The organism is Paenibacillus sp. VTT E-133280, from assembly GCF_002264385.1.
In the GTDB taxonomy this organism is placed as follows: domain Bacteria; phylum Bacillota; class Bacilli; order Paenibacillales; family Paenibacillaceae; genus Paenibacillus_AQ; species Paenibacillus_AQ nitricinens.
In genome coordinates this window covers 14,685-34,898 of record NZ_NFUX01000075.1, presented here as the reverse complement: position 1 = coordinate 34,898, position 20,214 = coordinate 14,685, and the positions used below count along the sequence as shown (strand labels likewise).

Below are 20,214 nucleotides of genomic sequence, written 5' to 3'. Positions count from 1 at the left end.
TGAGGTCCTTGAGGTCCTTGAGGTCCTTGAAGTCCCTGAGATCCCTGAGATCCTGGTGCTCCCTGCGCTCCCGTCGCGCCTGTCGCTCCACCAGCAATTAATAAATAATCTGACGAACTACCTGGTGTTCCTTTGGGTCCAGCAACAGTAGCTATATAAGTGCTGCCATTAAAGGTTACTACTTGACCCGCTGGATAAGAAGGACTTTGTGCGGGATTGAAGACTACAATACCTTGCAGTCCTGCACCAGTAGATCCTTGAGGACCCTGGAGTCCTTGAGGACCTTGGAGTCCCTGAGGACCCTGTGGCCCCGTCGCACCCTTAATAGGTAAGCCAAGTGCTTGTGAAATAGAAGCCTGAATATGTCTGATTTGAATGACCAACTGATCTTTGCAATGAGCGTCAATCTTCGTAGCGAGAATAAAAGATAATAACTCGGCTAACAGCTGTTGAAGATTGGTGCCAACGCTTACGACTGAGAAGGGACTGACTTCAGTAGAAACAATGGTTATTTCTACTACAGAAAGAAGCTCCGTTCTAAAAGGGCTGCATATCTTAGCGTCATGCAAGAATTCCATGAGTTCTCTTAACACTCTTTGAAGATTCGTAATATGAAGTGTTGTGGGATTCGTAAGCGCGGGAGGTACCACTGCAGAGAGCTCAGTGACTATTTTTAATAGAGCGGCACACTCCCTTTTTCTAATAGGACTGCTTATTCTTCCTTGCTTGTTTAGGATAGCGTCACCTTTAAAGGGTCTATGATTATGTTCCGACATGTTACTGTATCTCCTCCTTGAGCTTCTCCTCTTCATTCCTTTAAAAATTGGGAACCTGCCCAATCAGCATATTCAGAGAAATGGAAGTTGTTACAGTAATCGCTCTGGAAGTCGATACACATGAACCTACATCAAAAAGGCAAGCCACTGCTAATACGGTAGCTGCCTTTTTGATAGAGTAGTTAATTAACATCGCTCTTCATAAGAGCGATTCTTTTATATTGAAGGGCAATTACGAGAAACGTTGGCGGAATTCCCGTGGAGTGGTTCCTTCAATACGGACGAAGCTGGAGCTGAAATAAGGTGCTTGATTGAAGCCAACCTCCTCGGCGATCCGGGCAATCGTGTAACTGGTCTGCATCAGCAATAGCTTACTCTGCTGAATTCGGTAGTGCAGCAGGTAATCCATAGGTGCACAGCCATATTCCTTTTTCATGCAACGAGCGATATATACAGGATGAAAGTTCAGGTTCTCCCCTAGCTGCTGTGCTGTGATACGCTCACGGAAATGACTGCGCAAATAGGAGGCAGCTTGCTCTGCACATATTTTGGAGGGAGAGGGACGCTCATGGCGCAGAGAGGCAGATAATTGCTGGAGAACCTCTTGAAATAGCAACTGCTGCTGAAATGGAGTATCGCTCAAATGGGAATTAGGCGCTAGTTGATTCAGCTGCGAGAGCAGTTCTTCCATCTTGGACGGTTGTAGCAGAGAGGTATATTGGGGCAGCTGTAAGGTAAAAGTGCGTATATTAAATTCGTCTGAATGAAGAGGATGCTCCACTCTGGTATGTTCTGTCTCTGGTGTTGAAGCTGTAGCCTCGGAAATATTCCAATCGCCCACTGTCTGAAAATGCAGCCAATAATAAGAGGTGTGTTCCTTGCAGCTGTCCGTACTGAAATGATGGCTATCTGGACGAAGAAGCAGTGCCTGACCTGCGCGTACCTGAAAGGTGAGACCTCCTTCATTCATATATAGGCAGCCCTGCTTGACTACAAGCAAGTCAAATACCTTAATATTGTGGCGGCTCATGTGGTAATGCCCTGGTGAGAAGGTGTGCAATCCACTTACGATATAATAGAGCATTGGCGGGACGGTGAAATTAATAATGTTCATGGAGAGATCTCCTTTTATGAGGTTGATATAATGAAATTATTGGTTTGAAATATGTACCATCACCAAAAGTATATCATCTATAATTTAGTCTGACCTAAAGAAGAAATATGCTGTATCTTAGGTCCAATATGCATGTTTGGTTTAAGGGGAGGTTTATTTAGTGAAAAAAGAAAGACAGGGCTTTGGACTATGGGTATTGGCTTGGCCTATATTTATAGAGGTGTTTCTTCAGACCCTGCTAGGTACGGTGGATACACTCATGGTCAGCCGTATTTCAGACGATGCAGTCGCCGTAGTCGGCATTTCTAATCAATTGTTCGGTGCGTTGACCACACTTTTTACCACCTTTGCGGGCGGGGCGGGGATCCTGATCGCGCAAAGAATGGGTTCAAAACGTTTCAGCGAAGCACGTACGATTGCAATTATGGGCGTATCGGTTAGTCTCATTCTTGGTATTGTCGTGAGTATCATCCTGTTCTTCTATGCGGGTCCAATAGCGGGGATTCTAAATATTTCGCCTGAGCTATTATCACTGTCCAATATTTATATCTCGTATGTCGGTGGCGGTCTATTTTTGGTGGGGATGATTGCTTCCCTGGGAACAGCGATTCGTAATACAGGGAACACCAGAGGTCCAATGTACACAGGGGTCATCATAAATGTCATTCACATTATTCTGAACTATACCTTTATATTCGGGATGTTCGGTCTGCCACAGCTAGGGCTTGCGGGAATCGCAATCTCAAGTATTATCAGTAGACTGGTCGGAGTGATCATGCTGTATACCATGTTTAGAGGTTCCTTCGAGATTAAGATTAGACTTAGGGATTTCCGTATATTCAACGGCAAGCTATTCAAGGAAATTATAAAGATTGCTTGGCCACTTGGAATTAATTCTTCCTGCTGGGTGTTCTCGCAGTTGATTGTCTATTCCTTTCTAGCCGCACTGGGTGCAGAAGCGTTAGCCGCACGGACTTATCTCAATACCTTAGAATCCTTTTGCTTCACGTTAGGTTATGCAATCGCTCTGGCTGGACAGATACAGATCGCGCATTTGTTCGGGGCAGGGAAGCTGAAGGAGGCTTATCGTAGTGCATATCGCACGCTGTATATCGGCTTGTCTATTGTATCAGCGAACATGTTACTGCTATTTCTTTTCGGCAGGAATCTACTAGGTTATTTCACTTCCGACCCGCGGATTATTGCGATTGGGATTTCTCTACTGGCTCTAAATCTCCTACTCCAGCCTTGCAAAATGCTGAACATGGGCATGGGTAATGCGCTGAACGCCATCGGTGATACCCGTTATACGATGTATACTTCTATCGTGTCTATGTCCATTATTGGAGTTGGTTGTTCCTATTGGTTTGGAATCAGCTTAGGCTGGGGGCTCACAGGGATCTACTGCTGTATGATTGCTGATGAGTTTGTGCGGGGGATGCTTGTTCTAATGCGCTGGAGAGGTAGGAAAGTTCTCCGTCAGGCGGATATTTTAAAAAACGAAGAGAATGCATCTATTCACAGAGGGAGTAAAAGAAGGACCTCCCTTAGCATTTAAGGAATGAATAGAATACAGAAAGCGATTTGCCTGTGGTTTTTTGGAGAAAGAGGTGATCTTATGAGTAGAACTTATTACTTTGAGATAACCTCTTTTTTCTGAGAATATATAGGATTAATTTATATTAAGTTTGATTCAAAGGGATAAATGAGTTAGCCTTTAGAGCATGGGTAGCTGTTTTAGGAATACATACTATTGAAGGGTTTGAGAAAAATGCCGTTAAAATGGAGAGGCTTGACGATCCTAGTACTGCTCTTAATGATGATATTAATATCGGGATGTTCTAATGGTACAGTTCACGTCACGGTGAATAAGAATAAAAGCGTAGATTTAGCAATGAATGTGAAATTGGATTCCCGAACAGAGGCATTGATCAGCGATAAAATGGAGAAGAGTCTGACAGATAAATTGAAGGAGGATGGGATTCAGCTAGAAAAACGACAAGAAGGTAAGTCTACAGTCTATGAAATCCAGAAAAATTACGCTTCATTTGAGGATATAGGTTCAACCTCTATGGGGTTGGATATTGTGGATCTACAGCTCGTTACTAAAAAGAATTTGTTATATACCACGTATGATGTTGAGGCACAGCCTCAATTTAATAGCTATATGGATACCATTATGGATAACATGGGAACATTGAGTTTATCGAAGCCGATTATTCGGGCGGTGCTGAAAAACTTGGCATTTGATTTTAAACTAACGTTGCCAATAGATCTAATTGGTGATAATAATGCAGCTGTTGATGAAGGCAGAACACTTAGTTGGAATGTTACGCTTGGGGATACAGAGCCAATCAAAATGCAGGTTTATGTGCCGAACGTATGGAATATTGTGATCGTGATAATCATCCTAGTAGTGGTGATCATTGCTGCAATTCTATTGTTCGTCAGAAAAAGAAAACACCGTAAAGTAAATCGTGCTTAAGTGAGTCGAGATACGTATTGATAGTGCCGGGAAGCCATGCTGCTTTACCGGCTTTCTTTACTTTATAGCAGGTGTAGAGTTATAATTAGTACCAAGTACTAATATCAGATACTAATTGAAGAGGTGATTGGAATGACAGGTGCAAAAATTACAGCTATCGGAACTTATGTCCCGGCAAAAAGATTGACGAATGCCGATCTTGAGCAGATGGTGGATACTAATAATGAGTGGATTGTTCAGCGGACTGGAATTCGTGAACGCAGAATTAGTCGAGAGGATGAATACACAAGTGATTTATGTGTAGCTGCAGTACAGGACCTAATGAAACGTTATGGAAAAAGCGTTCAGGATGTCGACATGGTCTTGGTAGCTACTAGTACACCTGATTTTTCCTTTCCCTCTGTAGCTTCTTTGATTCAAGACCGTTTAAATATTCCACAGACTGCTGGAGCTATAGATTTGAGCGCAGCCTGTGCGGGTTTTGTATATGGGCTTCATACGGCTCATAGCTATGTCGCTTCAGGGATGCACCGTAAGGTTCTAGTGATTGGTGCGGATACGATCTCCAAGATTACCGATTACACTGATCGAAGTACATGTATCCTTTTTGGTGATGGAGCTGGGGCAGTGCTTGTGGAGAGTGATAAGGAATCGACGGGATTTTTAGGCTTTCAGCTAGCTAGTGATGGCAGCGGGGGGCATCATGTGTATCGCACAGGTCTAGCCCATACGGTTAACAATATTGAACTGGTAGACACACAGATGCTGGTACAGAACGGGCGCGAGGTGTTTCGCTGGGCGGTTAGAACCGTCCCTCTTGGTATACAGCAGTTGCTTAAAAAAGCAGCAGTGGGTCTGGAACAAGTCGACTGGTTTATTCCACACAGCGCGAATATGCGGATGATTGAGCCGATTTGCGAGCGATTGAACTATCCGATGGAGCAAGTGCTGCATAGTCTTGTGAATTTTGGCAATACTTCTGCCGCTACAATTCCTTTAGCCCTTGATTTGGGGATACGTGATGGCAAAGTAAAGAATGGGCAAAAGATTCTAATGTATGGCTTTGGCGCGGGATTGACCCAGGCGGGTCAACTGGTAGAGCTGAACTTAGATGAGCGGGTAGGGGAGCCAACTTCATTGTGAGTTGTTCAGGTAAACATAAAATATAAAAGATTGTAAACATGCGACCGTTTCTCGGTATTTTTCCGAGGGATGGTCGTTTTTGTTTCGTTACTAAAAGTATTTTTGGGCATGTGTTATGCATGTATTTGGCTACTGTTATGATCATATTGGTCTGATAGTATGCAGATGTTATTCATTTGATAGGCGACTTTTGGGATTGAGTTAGGCGTTTTGACCCATATCACAGTCTTTGGATGCATCTTTTGAATTTTACAGATATTTAATGTTATGCAAATAATCCATACCTACAATATACACAGCAGACCCCAGGCTACCAAATAATAGTATGGGATGTACTTTGAATCGGATGAAGAAAGGAGGCGTTATCGAATATATCCGGGATAGGGTAGCTAGCTCTTCTGTCGATGGTGAGTTCTCATGTGATTCAAAACTATAAAATAATGCTTGGGAGAGATGATTTTGTTCAGAAAAGGTAGGAAATTTGTTGCATTATTACTGGCACTCACAGTGATTTGTTCCACAATGCCGAATATCACCCCTGTGTTTGCAGCTGAAGAATCTGAGATTCTATCTGTAGATCAACCAACGACTTCTGTACCGACCGGCCGATATGAAGAAGTACAGACGATCCACCTTACAACTGCAACGCAGGATGCTGACATTTACTATACACTCGACGGCACGCTTCCGGATGTTAATAGTTTAAAATATAACGCGCCGATCCCGATCTCCAAAACAACGAATTTGTCAGCCATTGCGATCAAAGATGGCGTGGCAAGTAAAGGAGCAACCTTCTCTTATATCATCAAGACCAAAGAAAAGCCCTTGCTCCAGTTTGTAGCGATGTCAGACGTACATGTAGGCTCACATGCTTCAGCGGATGCCCGTTATACCCAATTCTTTGATACGATAGGGTCGATTTTCCCGAACCCGGATGCAATACTCATCGTTGGCGATATGATTAATGATAATGGGAATGACAAGCCCAATGATCATGTGATGGTTCGAGAAATTTTTGAGCAAAATTTAGCTAGAAAGCAGTGGAATAACACCCAAATCCGGATGGCTATAGGCAACCACGATTCCACCGTTGCTAAAGTCAACGAACATTATCCTGCGGACTGGTTCACAAGCCAGCCGAATGGCTACTATGAATCTGAAATCGGTGGCTATCATTTCATATTTTTAAACGGGAACAATTATAACTCAGATACAGGTCAGCGTAATTGGCTAAAGGGTAGACTTGCAGAACTCACAGCTGATCCGAAAAATCAGAATACCCCCATCTTCGTGAATGTGCACCAGCCTATATCGAATACGGTAATGGATGGGCAACAGGCATCCAATCCTAATCTTTATACGGATCTCAAAGACTATCCTCAAGTGATTACCTTCTCAGGACATTCCCATCTGAATATTAGTGATGATCGCTCCATTTACCAGAAGGATTTCACTTCAGTTAACCTTGGCTCCATGTCTTACATTGAATCCGATCGAGGCTACTCCCAAGTGACTAAGAAGGGACTTGAAGGACGTTTTGAATTTCCTGTCAGTCAGGCCGACTTCGTTGAGGTATATGCGGATCGGGTTGAAGTGGATCGTATTGCGTTTAACGCAGATCCTGGAGATATCTACACAGACGGTAAATGGACGGCTGAGCCGCAGCCTCCATTCAACAGTGCGGGTACAGTTGCTGGAGAGAAGTGGGTCATTCAGCTAAAAGGCTCAACGAATGAAGCTATGAAGAGCAATTTCAAGTACACTACGGCTAACCGTAATAAGGTTGCTCCTGTATTCAATAGTGAACTCGACATAACGAATCAGGATACGGTACCTTTACTTTCCTTTAAGCAAGCGAAAGATGATCAATCTATGCATCATTATGAAATCAATGTCATCGATAAAAGGTCTGGAGTCAGCAGCAAATCTGTAAATGTATTCTCTGACTATTACTTTTCCCCGATTCCGAATGCAATGAATATTCCACTCGAAGGACTTGCTCCTCAAACTTCATACATTGTTCAAGTGACAGCTGTGGATGCCTACGGGAATCGCTCTGCAACGCTAGAGCAATCGTTCACAGCCGGCAATGAAGGACCTGAACTGACGCCAATTGACCCATCGACCATGTGGAAGGATCTAGTTGTCGATATGAAATTGGATGGTAACCTATCCGATGAAGCTAAAGACGTGACAGGGCTAGCAAGTCTAGCAGGCAATGTAACGTATGTCGATGGTAAAGCCAATAAAGCTGCGCTCATTGCAGCGGGTAATAGTAATTATATTGATTTGGGCAGGCGTGATGATTTGAAATTCGGAGCAGGAAGCTTCACCGTGTCTTTCTGGCACAAAGGCAATCTTTCCGGGGATCAGACTATCCTTTCCAATAAAAACTGGAATAGTGGCAGTAACCTAGGCTGGTATATTGGACCTGCCTCCACCAATGGTATGACCTTAAATATTAGTGATGGAACGAAAAGAGCGGATATTACAGCATCAAGTGTAGGAATGGAGTGGCATCTCTTTACCATTACAGCGGACAGAACAAACAACTTAGCAAAAGTTTATGTAGATGGGACGGAGAAGGCATCGGGGAGTATTGCCTCGCTTGGTACTCAAAGTGTAGATACAACCTTTAACACGCTGATTGGTGTGGATGGCAACAAAGGAAATGGCGGAGCAACGATTACCATAGATGATCTGAGAATTTGGAAGAGATCTCTCACAGCCGCGGAAAACAAAGCATTGTCGGATTCCTATAAGGGTGTTCAGCTTTTTACCTTTGAACAGCTCACTACATTAATTCATGACGCTGCATCCTTTCAACAGAACAGCGATAAAGTCAGTGGTGTATCTTACCCGAAAGACCAGCTGGGCGAGCTTGCAAGCCAACTTCAGAAAGCCAGACAACTGACGGCAAGTAATAGCCCAACCGAAATTGACCTTGCTTATGTCGGGCTTCAGTGGGTCTATAAAAAAATACAACAGGCAGCAATATATTCCTTTATTCCTAAGAACGCATTCACTATCGACTCCTTTAGTTCTTATGCGGACAATGAAAATGCCAATGCTGCGAACATCCTTGATAATGATACGGCTACGATTTGGCATTCCAAATGGCAGGAGCCTGTCGCTTCATTTCCACATTGGGTGATTATCGACATGAAGGGTAGTAAGAACTTAACTGGTATTGGGCGCACTAGCCGCTTAAGTCAGACGGCTCTGGAATTTCCAAAGGATTTTGAACTCTACGCCTCGGATCAATTATCGGATTTGACCGATCCGGTGTACCTGAGTAATCCGGCGAATAAAGCGAGCGGCACATTCCAGAAAACCTGGAAAGGCACGAGCTATCAAGATTTCAATAGGCTGGATAAAGCGATACAAGGCAGATATGTGAAATTTGTTGTCACGAGCACCTATAACCCAACCGCTTTATTCACCAGTATGAGTGAAATCGATTTTACCGGTAGCTCAGTATTCTCTGCGGACACACTTCTACAGATGTCCTTCGAGAATAATTTGGAGGATCAATCTGTAAATGCTATACCGGCAACACCGGTTAAAGATCCACAGTTCGTGAAAGGTCGCGTCGGACAAGCCTTGAGTATCGATTCCAAGAGTTCAGCGCTGCAATATGTTGATCTTGGCAAACCAACAAGTCTGCAATTCGGCAAGGACAAGAACTTCTCGTACGCATTTTGGGTTAAATCACCTTCTGTCTTAGGAGACCCTGCGATTCTATCCAATAAGAATTGGGATTCTGGTGCAAATGTAGGTTATGCCTTAGCGCTGAAGGGAAGTGCACTTCAATGGAACTTCAATACATCCGGCGAATCGCGTGCAGATGCCCAAATTCCAAATGTTGTAGATGGTACTTGGCATCATATAGCCATATCGCATGATCGTGCTTCAGGGCGAGTTGATTTTTATAAAGATGGTGTTCCTGTAAATGTGACCAAAGTTAATGGCTCGAACTATCAGGGGATCGCAAGTACCATGACGATTGCAGGTCGAAAGGGTACGCTGGATACAGGATTGTCAACCATGATCGGAAATGATGGTACAGGCAATTACAGCAATGCGCTGCAAGTACAGCTTGATGAGCTTCATATGTATGGAAGAGCATTAACCGCTCAGGAAGTTTCTAATATGTATAACAGTGCTCCGCCGCTTGCTTCCATTGAGGATTTCTCAGGTTCATTAAATCTGATCGGAGCTAAGCACACGATTCAAGGTACGCAATTCCGATATAACCTAGATCTGCGTACACCTGATATGACGACTAAAGTGGACAAAGCTGTCGTTGAGATAGCCTATGATCCAGCACAATTCGAATTTGTCAGCGCATCTCGCGCAACGAAGACAGACAATTCGACCCTTGGTATCGTTAGACTAGAACTGCCAGGGGGTAATGTCTATAACATCGAGAATCCGCTGGAGTATGCGAAATCCAGAATTTCGGAGCTTAAATTCAATACGCTTGGTGCTTCCGGCCAAGGTATCATCGAAGTAAAGCATGCAGATTTCTATACCGGATCAACAAAACTAACGATTAAGGCATTTGAATCGGTGCCTGCCGTTATTCAGATCCATGCCAAAGCTTCCGAAGATCTTAATGAAGATGGTTATGTTACGATAGGTGACCTTGCACTTGCGAAAGGCATTTCGGATAAAGAGTTAACAGATATTGCAGCCGAGGTCCAATACCAGCCCTATAAACGTGTAGTAGTTATCGGGATTGATGGTGGAGGCGTATCCGTCTCAAAAGATGCTCCTTATTGGGAGACACCTAGCTCCAAGAAAGAAAAGGTAGGCGATCGTCTGCAAATTCCAGCCATTCGCAATATTATCGAGCATGGAGCCATTAGCTATACGGCCAAAACCACGTTACCATCCAGCTCGTCTCCAAACTGGGGCTCGATGATTAATGGTGTCGGTTATGAGAAGCATGGTCTATATAATGACGATACCGCAGCCTACACGTACAGTGAATCATGGGACTACCCAACGGTATTCAAAAAAATAAGAGAGGCATTACCTGCTACGAAACAAACGGTGTTCTCTACATGGAGCAACATTGTGCAGGGGCATATTGAACCTTCTGTTGGTGTTGAAGGCTATTCCTTGGGGGATGAAGAGGATGTAGCGGCATTCACGCAATACGCAGCTAGCGGCAAAGCGAAAGATACCTCGTTAATTTTCTTCCAATTGGATGATATGGATGGGGCTGGCCACGGTGAAGGGTTCTATACGAAGGCGTACTATGAACAACTAAAGAAGACGGACAAGAATGTCCAGACTATTTATGATGCTTTAAAGAACAATGATTTGCTGGAAGACACGCTTATCCTCATGCTGCCTGACCATGGTGGGGGCAAAGAGAATGCAGACGGAACTTTGGGTATGGCAACAAGTCACGGGCAAGATGAGCCCCTTGCCACCACAATCTTCTTCGCAGCGAATGGTAGAACGGTAGCCACCGAAGCAGGAACGGAAAAATTATTGCAAGGTGGGAATACAAGAGACTTGGCTGCAACGGTGCTAACTGCACTTGGCTTGAATCCGGCCATTGGAGATTCTCATGTCATTGACGGTATGTTCATACCGCAGACCGAGCAGAAACAATCGGGTGCTGCAGATTTACAATTCACGAAAGTAGTGGATGCTGCTACACAACAGCTCAAAGGTTATGAAGTATCGATCAACAATGCTATTTCAGATGTGACAGCCATCGATTTGAACATAGACGCTAGTACTCTTAACTTCTCATCGATTGAACCGGCTCAACCAGGTGTTAAGATGGTTCGTAAAGAGACAGTTAATGGAGCGACAAGAATCATTCTAACGTCAACAAATGGCATTCAAGCAAATGCTCCTATTGTTAAGCTAGAAGTAACACCGCAAGAAAAGGCTACTGCTGTACAAATTACGCAAGCGATGATTGCAGATGCGAAAGGGCATGAAACGATGCCGAATTTGACCACTGCAACTAAAGAAGTACAGATCTCTCAGGCAACACTAGAAGATCTTCAGATAAACGGTCAATCGTTGATGGGCTTCACACCGGATCAAATGAATTATTCGGTTCGTGTACCTAATAATGTTTCGGTCGCAGAGGTTACTTATAAGGTGGCAGATCCTTTGCTAAGTGTTCATGTCATGGGTGGTAAATCTCTGCAAGTAGGCGAGAATCTTGTGGAAGTGCATGTTCAAGCTCCAGACGGCAGCTCGAATATGTATACGATTATCGTCATCCGTGAGTCAGAATCCTTACCTAACCAAATTCTGCTGTCCGATCTACGAATGAATGGGGAAACTCTGCCAGCTTTTGCACCTAGTACGTTGAACTATAACGTAACGGTTCCCTATAGTACGTCGGTAACGGATATTACCTATACGGCATACGATCCGACTAGCGTAGTTAAGATTACAGGTAGTGGAGATTTACATGTCGGCACTAATATGATCACCGTAACTGTGACAGCTCAAGATGGAACCAAACAGATTTACACAATTACTGTTATGCGCGAAAATGATACGTCGACAACACCACCAACGGGTGGGGGGAACCCAGGATCAAGCGTTACGCCGCCAGTGGTGGTGAAGCCGGAGCTGCCCGCAGGGGCGGTTGTTATCCCAGATGAACTCTTAACGAAGAGTGCTGAAGGAAACATCATCTTACAGCTTCAAGGAGATAAGAATCAAGTAATGATTCCGATCGATCAACTTGATCAGATCGGCAATAGGGATCTAGAGATACAAGTGAATGGGGTTCGTGCCATTATGTCCTCCAAAGTATTGAACGAGCTTCGTAAGCTTCTGCCATCAACTGCGAAGACAGCAACAATACTTTTGAAGATGGAAGCTATTCAATCAAATCAACTAACAATAACTCCACCGTATTCACGGGTTGGTGACATCATGGACTTCTCATTAATCATGTCAGATGAGTCTGGTAATAAATATTCACTGAAACAATTCCCTATACCCGTGAAGATAACACTACCGATTCTGAATGGAACCAATCCAGCTCTAGCTGGTATTTACCGTATTGAGGACAATGGGAACTTTACCTATCTAGGTGGGACGATGAATCCGTCCAAAACCAGTCTTACCGTAGATTTGAATCATTTTAGCCAATACGTAGTTCTTTCGTTCCAAAGCAGCTATCGAGATGTACCTGATAGTCACTGGGCATACAAGACCATTCAGGAACTATCTGCTAAACAAATTGTGAAGGGACAATCTGACTCTATGTTTAACCCATCGGGTTTCATCACAAGAGCGGAATATGCAGCTCTCCTCAGCAGAGCGCTTTCCTTAACTGCGAGTCGTCCGACTTCATTCCAAGATGTAGACGCTGGATCGTGGTATGAAGAGGCGGTCAATGCAACCTTTGAAGCAGGTATTATTCAAGGCGTATCCGAGGATCGTTTTGACCCGAATCAACAGATTACCCGCGAGGAAATGGCAGCTATGCTGGTAAGAGCCTATGCATATCGTACGGGCGTTAAGCCGGAAGTAAGTTCATTCCATGCGACTAAGGACAGCTCTAAAGTTAGTTCTTGGGCGGTAACCTATGTACAAGGTGCGCTAGAAGCTAAGCTTCTGTCGGGTCATCAGGATGGTAACTTCCTTCCGCAATCGATGACAACCCGTGCCGAGGCAGCTCAGAGTATTTCAAATCTACTTGCGAAATTCTAAAATGAAATGGTAAGCTCCCTAAATGAAAAATCCCCTCAAGTTAGACAATGCCTTAGACCTCTTATCGAGGTCTGAGGCGTTGTAAACCTTGAGGGGATTTATTCGTGTTATACCCTAAGATTTCAATTGGCTTCCGCAGGACTCGCGCACAACAAGTACTGGCTCCACAACAAAAGAACCGCCACCTGACTGATTGTTAATCAAGTCATAGAGCATATGGGCAGCGAGGATGCCAAGTCGTTGTTTGTTCTGACGGATGGTAGACAGTCTTGGTGTAGTATATTTGCAGGCTTCGATGTCATCGCAGCCGATGATGGCGATATCCTCAGGGACACGGAGGTCATGTTCTTTTAATGCACGGATGGCTCCTAAAGCCAGCAAATCAGAGGCAGCAAAAATGGCCTTTGGTAAACTGCCGCTTTGAATTAATTGTTGCATAGCCGTATATCCGCTGGACTCAAAGAAATCGTCGCCATGTACAAACCAACGCCGGTTCAAAGGGAGACCGAAACTTTCGATAGCTTTGGTATATCCTGCTTCCCGTAGATTGGATATTTCTGAATCCGCAGCACTTCCTATAAAACCAAGCTCCCTATAACCAAGGAGGTAAAAATGCTCCACGACCTTAGAGGATATTTGGAAGTTATCTGACATAACAAAGCCTGACTTCTTCCCTTTTAGTTCGAGATCTACCCCGATACAAGGGATACTGCTCATGTCCAGATCGTGGATCGTTGGCTCCATCTTCTGTCCAGATATAATGACACAGCCATCCACATTAAAATGAACAGCGCGCGCGAAGTAATCTCCGCTGCTAATAAATTTTTCGTTTGAAAAGAAGATGAGATCGTATCCCAGTACACCCATTTGTTTCTTGAAGGAATTTAATACCTCGACGAAAAAAGGGTGCGTAAATTCTACATTAAGCTCACCTGCAAAAATCACACCGATCAGATTTGATTTTTTGGTTGCAAGTGTCTTGGCGGAGTTGGATGGTGAATATCCAGTTTGCTCGATGATCTCCAGGACTCTTTTCTTGGTCTTTTCCGAAACATCGCTGTAATTATTCATAATTTTCGAAACGGTCGAGACAGAAACGCCTGCCATTTCGGCAATCATTTTGATATTCATATGTAATATAAGCCACCCTCCGCTTAATAGTTGGAATATGGGGGAAAGACTGTGGTAGAGCGGTTATTTATGAGTTTTTTTGAATGGAGTGAAGAGTAAAACAGTTATTTTAAGTCTATTCTTATTGCCGAAACAAGTCAAACGGATATTTTAATCCTGAGATATATTCCGAAAAAAATAATGTAAAAAAACTCAAAATTATATCTTTACAAATATGGAAATCTAAGCAACAATAACATTGTCGAAACCGATTTCGATTCTTCGCTTGAATTACGAATATTACGAAATTCGAGGAGTGATGTTTAGGATGAAGAGGAATTTCACGGCAGCAATAGCTGCTATGCTCCTTGTCACCGGGCTGCTATCACCGGTTGGGAGCATGAATGCTTCAGCGGCAGAGCCATTAAAGGGAAACTCACCTGATTCAGCGGTAACGAAAGTGGAAAATGAAACAATCGATGTATTGAAAGCGTTTACGGATGTATCTCCAAGCCATTGGGCTGCAGGTCCATTACAGCGTTGGAGCGCAAATGGGATTATAAGTGGATATGACGACGGATCGTTTCAACCGGGCAAGGAAGTCACAAAGGCAGAGTTCGCGGCAATTATGAATCGTATATTTAATTATCAGGAGCAATCGGATAAGCTTCCAGCGGATGTGCTGGCTACAGACTGGTATAAGAGTGATATTGCCAAAGGGATTGCAGCTGGATATTTGAGCAGTGATAAGAATAACAATATTTATCCTTCCCATGCACTCTCGCGTGCTGAGGCGGCGTTATCCTTGGAGAAAGTGTTTCGTTTCAATACGGACAAAAGTAGCACAGCAGGATTCACTGATTTGAACGGAATCAGTGATGAAACTGCGAAAGCGATAGCAGCCCTATCGAGTGCTGGCTTTATTAAAGGTTATCCTGGAGGTTTGTTTAAGCCTGAGGGCGGAATTACACGTGCAGAGCTTGCTCAGCTTGCTGATCGAATGGTTTCGGGACTCATCTTAAAATCTGGAGAGACTTCGCTTGGAACAGTAAAGGGCAATGTAATCATTAATCATGCCGATGTGGTTCTTAAAGATACTGTCATCCAAGGCAATCTTTATTTAACGGAGGGGATTGCCGAAGGGAATGCGAAGCTTGAAGGTGTTAAGGTAACAGGGACTACGTTTGTACGAGGTGGCGGTGAGCAAAGTATTGGCTTACACAATGCTTCTATTGGGCCGCTTCAAGTAGCCAAACCTAACGGCAAGGTTCGAATTTATGCCAGCGGTTCAACAACTGTGGATACTGTGCAGCTGCAATCCGGGGCTATCTTGGAAGAGAGCAGCGATCTTACGGGAGCAGGCTTTGGGGATATTGAGATGAACGTCGTTCCTCATAATATCTCACTTCGAGGGATATTTGGAGCGGTTCGCTCGGCAGACTCAGTAGTCAGCGGCTCTTTGCTAACAATCTCAGGAACTATTGCCAGTCTTACGGTGGGCAGCCCAACTCAATTGACTCTGGAGAATAATGCATATGTGTCTGCGTTAATCCTGACTGCAAGTGCCGGAGGCACAGTGATTCAAGGCAGCGGAAGCGTAACCTCAATAGATAACAAAGCCGATGGAGTAACGATTGGCGGCTCACCAGTACAAAAAGGAAACACTGGGAAAACGACATTACCAGTAGCAACTTCTGCTCCAAGCAATTCTGGTAATGTAGGTCCAACACCAACCAATGATCCGTGGACGCTGGTTTGGGGAGATGAATTCAATGAAGGGACCATTGATCCTACGAAATGGACCTATGACCTTGGAGATGGTTCGCAATTTAACAATCCAGGTTGGGGTAACAACGAGAAGCAATGGTATACAAGTGATGAGAAGAACGCAAAGGTACAAGATGGTAATTTAGTGATTACGGCGCATAAAGAAGCAGTAAGTGGCAAGGAGTACACTTCTGCGCGACTTAAGACAAAAGGTCTGTTCAGCAAGAAATATGGGAAATTCGAGATTCGAGCTAAAGCACCTACCGGAAAAGGGTACTGGCCGGCGATCTGGATGCTGCCCGAGAACTACGAGTACGGAAATTGGGCTTCCTCTGGTGAGCTTGATATTATGGAGGGCTGGGGCAGCCGTCCTAATACGGTAGCGGGTACTATTCATTACGGCGGCGAGTGGCCTAACAATGTGTACTCTGGTAAAGAGTATGTGTTCCCGGAAGGTTCCACGATAGAACAATTCCATACGTACTCCATTGAGTGGGAACCGGGAGAAATTCGCTGGTATGTAGATGGTGAGCTGTTCTTGACCAAAAATGACTGGTACAGCATCAGCAATGGCCAGCCTGCGAATAATGCTTATCCAGCACCATTCAATCAAGAGTTCCACCTGCTGTTAAATCTGGCTGTTGGCGGCAACTTCGATGGCGACCCAACACCTGAGACTGTGTTTCCAAAGTCAATGCAGGTTGATTATGTCAGAGTCTATGAACTGACAGGCCGTGAGTATCGTGAGCCGATACCCGTAACGCTGGAGAAGGAAGCTTACTTAGAAGGCTCAAAGCTTGCACTTCCTGATGGCAATCTTGTCTATAACAACAACTTCACGGAGCAGGTTCCGGGAGATAATGGAATGGGAATACCGAATACTTCACATTGGGTTTTGTTTAAAGAACCAGGAGCCGATGCTACAGTATCCACTGTGCCGATTGGGGGGCACAACTTCGTAAAGGTAAATATCAGTAATGCTGGAGGCAATGTGTATTCCGTTCAACCTCAAGCGATCGTATCCGTTGCTAAAGGCAGATTCTATAAGCTCAGCTTCGATGCGAAAACAGACGTATCACGTAATATTAGCGTTAAACTAACGGGGGGAGAATCACGGGGCTTTGCCGCTTATTCTCCAGCGCTTAAGGCAGAGCTGACTTCCGAGATGACCCATTACGAAACGATGTTTCAAATGAAAGAAAACTCTGATATTGCAACACGGATAGAGTTCAACATGGGTACTAATGCTTCACCAGTCTGGCTCGGAAATGTCCGTCTGGAAGAGGTAGATCGTATTCCTTTTGACCATGACGGAATAAAGACACCGCTCGGTAGCGGTAATCATCTGTACAATGGCACTTTCGATCTTGGTGAGCCGAATCGGATGAGCTATTGGCACGTAGAAACAGCCAAAGGTGCAACGGCTGCGGCTAAAGTAGATGACAAAGGCAAGCTGAATGTGAAAATTGGCGGCAGCGAAAGTGGCGAAGTCCGATTGCTTCAGAAGGGAATTCAGCTTATACAAGGCCAAGACTATGAACTTGCCTTTAATGCTGCAGTATCCTCTGCACGTACAGCCACAGTTCAGCTTCTTGGAAAAGACGGCAGCGTACATGCGCAGCAATCGGTTAACTTAGCCCAAGGTGAACAAGAAATAAAAGCAGTCTTCACCAACCTTGCAGGTGCAACGGATCATGAGGGACAGTTCATATTAATTCTGAATGGTGCTGCGGATACCGTCATCTTGGATAACTTCAAGTTGCTGCGCACGAGCTTTTATTATGATCCATCACTTGTTTACTATCCGCTGGTGAATGGTGAATTCAACGCTGAATTTCTTGCCTGGGATCGGCTGTTGACGGAGCAGGGCGGACAGAGCACTGCTACTGCTACAGATGGAACAGCAAAGTTTAACATTACGAATACGGGTAGTCAGCCCTATTCCGTGATGTTGTTTCAAAATAACTTGAAAGCTGCAAGCGGAATAGATTATGTGCTAGAGTTTGATGCCAGTTCAACCATAGCCCGGAAAATCGGAGTGAATGTTGAAAATGCATCTTATCAGGCTTCATTTACAAATATTGTAGAGCTCACACCAGCAACAACTCATTACAAATTCGAATTCCGTCAAGGCAGTAAAGATACACTGTCTCTTAAATTCCTGCTTGGAAAGGTTGAGGGAAATAGTATTCCTCAAAGCCATGATATTATTATCGATAATGTGAAATTTGAAATTAAAAATGCACCAGCAAAACCTCAGGAATTGATAAGCGATAGTTCAAACAACAGAGTTTCGCAGCCGATTGAGCTAACCTTCATAGACCATGAGGATTGGAGAAAGAAAATTGTTGCAGTGAAGGTTAATGGTACAACACTTGAAACTGAACAATACACCATTGAACCTGGGAAAATCACAATCGATGCAGCAGTATTTCCATCCGAGGGCAACTATACCATCACAGTAGAAGCTGACCATTACGCAAACGGATATGTGCTTCAGACAATGCTTGCTAATGATAACAATCTGGTCATCAATGGTTCGTTTGGTAGCGATAAGACGGGTTGGTCTACATGGTCTGGAGAAGGTGGTGTTTCGGCATTTGATGTGAAGGATGGCGTGGCAGAAATCTTGATTACGTCGGCAGGATGGGAGGCATGGCATACACAATTTTACCAAGAGGGTATCCCGCTGGAAGGCGGAAAAACGTATGAGGTGAGTTTTAAGGCAAAATCAACGGTTCCTCGGCAAATCATCCTGGAATACTCCAATACTTCTGCAGCTTCCGCTCAAGCAAAGTTTGATATTACTGCCGATTGGGCAACGTATGGCGCACAATTTACGGTGTCTAACAGCAATCCGCTGAAGCTGAATTATCTGATTGGCAAATCGCAGGGCACTGATCCTACGGCTAACAGTACGCCACATACGATTTCTTTTGACGATATTGTGGTCCGGGAAGTACAAGGTGGTCCGCCAGTGACACCCCCAAGCGGCACGCTGGATAATGGAACCTTTGATGTGGATTCAAAAGGGTGGAGCCAGTATTTTGATGGAACCGGATCTGCTGCTGTAAAAGATGGCGAATTTGCGATAGACCTGACGGGCACAGGGCAAGCTGCCTACAGCGCACAAGTGGATTACGAAAACCTGAAGCTTATTCAGGGAAAGACGTACACCTTGAAGTTTAAGGCCCGTTCTACGGTAAACCGTAATATTCAGGTAGCTGTGGAGCATAAAGGCGGGGACTACACCAAATATATGGAGGCTGAGCTTATAGCCTTGACCCAGAACATGAAAGAATTCAGCTACACATTTACCATGAACGGTGCGACAGACGCAGGGGTTCATCTGGTATTTTTACTAGGGCTTATTGATGGGAACAGTACGGAGACGAATAGTGAAATTGGTGCGGGCAGCACGATTTATTTGGATGATGTAAGCTTAATCGAAAGTTAAACGAAAAAAACGGCAGTGTTTTCCTTTTTACAGGAGCACTGTCGTTTTTTTTGGCTTGGAATTAAGATTCTTCTTTAGGGATAAATTCGAAGATCTTACCATTCTCAAAAGATTCTATTAATTTTAGCAACCAGCGGTAGTAATTAATGGATTCGGTAATCTTCTCTTCATCTGTATTTAAGAGCTGCATAAGTTTACTATCGTCACTATACTCTTTTTTCATATCGTTAATTTCTGCAAGTGATTTCGCTAGTGAAATCATATTTCCTTCGACGGCTTTTCTCCATTTAATAGAGAAGTAATCACTGAAGTTCTGATGCCAGTCAGGTACAGTGGTGAACAGGTCTTTGCGAGTCCCTCTCCCCCAAACTTTATCGATCATTTTCAGATCTAGGAGGGTACGGACTCCCGTACTCATGGACGTTTTGCTCATTCCCATTGTTTTGCTAAGTTCGTCCAATGTCACTGGACCTTGATTGAAATACATATAACCGTATAAATGCCCAATGGATAAAGTGATGCCGTATAGATCCATATTTTTACCGATAGAGTCTATCACGCGTTCACGGGCCTTACTAATCTTCTCTATTTGTTCGGGTGTTAACCCTTCTAAATCGTTCATGATGTCCCTCCTGAGGAATAGGTCGATAGACTG

General features: G+C 44.2%; 9 protein-coding genes. 5 read left to right on the top strand and 4 right to left on the bottom strand.

Translation table 11 applies throughout. From position 1 onward, the window contains the following. Together CA600_RS25490 and CA600_RS25485 are read right to left on the bottom strand one after the other, a co-directional pair. Positions 1-776 (bottom strand): collagen-like repeat preface domain-containing protein (locus CA600_RS25490; protein WP_179281732.1); only part of this gene is annotated, 776 nt, incomplete at its 3' end. A gap of 232 nt (positions 777-1,008) precedes the next feature. Then, positions 1,009-1,890, bottom strand: a complete 882-nt coding sequence (locus tag CA600_RS25485; RefSeq protein WP_094873952.1) for a helix-turn-helix transcriptional regulator — start codon at positions 1,888-1,890, stop codon at positions 1,009-1,011. A gap of 160 nt (positions 1,891-2,050) precedes the next feature. Between CA600_RS25485 and CA600_RS25480 the strand changes: the two genes are divergently transcribed. The 4 genes from CA600_RS25480 to CA600_RS25465 all read left to right on the top strand — a co-directional run bounded on the left by CA600_RS25480 (position 2,051) and on the right by CA600_RS25465 (position 13,225). Further along, on the top strand, positions 2,051-3,448 hold the full coding sequence (locus CA600_RS25480; protein WP_094873950.1) for an MATE family efflux transporter: 1,398 nt from the start codon (positions 2,051-2,053) through the stop codon (positions 3,446-3,448). Positions 3,449-3,661: 213 nt separating this feature from the next. Further along, a complete protein-coding gene (locus CA600_RS25475; RefSeq protein WP_094873948.1) occupies positions 3,662-4,375 on the top strand; it encodes a DUF3153 domain-containing protein in 714 nt (237 codons plus the stop codon). A gap of 132 nt (positions 4,376-4,507) precedes the next feature. Further along, positions 4,508-5,518, top strand: a complete 1,011-nt coding sequence (locus CA600_RS25470) for a ketoacyl-ACP synthase III (protein WP_094873946.1) — start codon at positions 4,508-4,510, stop codon at positions 5,516-5,518. Between the two features lie 459 nt (positions 5,519-5,977). Then, positions 5,978-13,225 (top strand): S-layer homology domain-containing protein, encoded by a 7,248-nt coding sequence (locus CA600_RS25465; protein WP_179281731.1) that lies wholly within the window; start codon positions 5,978-5,980, stop codon positions 13,223-13,225. 114 nt (positions 13,226-13,339) lie between these two features. Here CA600_RS25465 and CA600_RS25460 read toward each other — a convergent pair whose 3' ends face one another. Further along, positions 13,340-14,356, bottom strand: a complete 1,017-nt coding sequence (locus CA600_RS25460) for a LacI family DNA-binding transcriptional regulator (protein WP_094873942.1) — start codon at positions 14,354-14,356, stop codon at positions 13,340-13,342. 307 nt (positions 14,357-14,663) lie between these two features. Between CA600_RS25460 and CA600_RS25455 the strand changes: the two genes are divergently transcribed. After that, positions 14,664-19,559 (top strand): carbohydrate binding domain-containing protein, encoded by a 4,896-nt coding sequence (locus CA600_RS25455; protein WP_179281730.1) that lies wholly within the window; start codon positions 14,664-14,666, stop codon positions 19,557-19,559. Between the two features lie 61 nt (positions 19,560-19,620). On the opposite strand, the gene CA600_RS25450 is transcribed toward CA600_RS25455, so the two are convergent. Continuing rightward, on the bottom strand, positions 19,621-20,181 hold the full coding sequence (locus CA600_RS25450) for a GbsR/MarR family transcriptional regulator (protein ID WP_042191677.1): 561 nt from the start codon (positions 20,179-20,181) through the stop codon (positions 19,621-19,623). Positions 20,182-20,214 lie beyond the last annotated feature (33 nt).

Bases quoted from the DNA above. Each gene is read 5' to 3' on its own strand.
- CA600_RS25475 (WP_094873948.1), top strand. From the start codon at position 3,662: ATGCCGTTAAAATGGAGAGGCTTGACGATCCTAGTACTGCTCTTAATG.
- CA600_RS25460 (WP_094873942.1), bottom strand. From the start codon at position 14,356: ATGAATATCAAAATGATTGCCGAAATGGCAGGCGTTTCTGTCTCGACC.
- CA600_RS25455 (WP_179281730.1), top strand. From the start codon at position 14,664: ATGAAGAGGAATTTCACGGCAGCAATAGCTGCTATGCTCCTTGTCACC.
- CA600_RS25470 (WP_094873946.1), top strand. From the start codon at position 4,508: ATGACAGGTGCAAAAATTACAGCTATCGGAACTTATGTCCCGGCAAAA.
- CA600_RS25450 (WP_042191677.1), bottom strand. From the start codon at position 20,181: ATGAACGATTTAGAAGGGTTAACACCCGAACAAATAGAGAAGATTAGT.
- CA600_RS25485 (WP_094873952.1), bottom strand. From the start codon at position 1,890: ATGAACATTATTAATTTCACCGTCCCGCCAATGCTCTATTATATCGTA.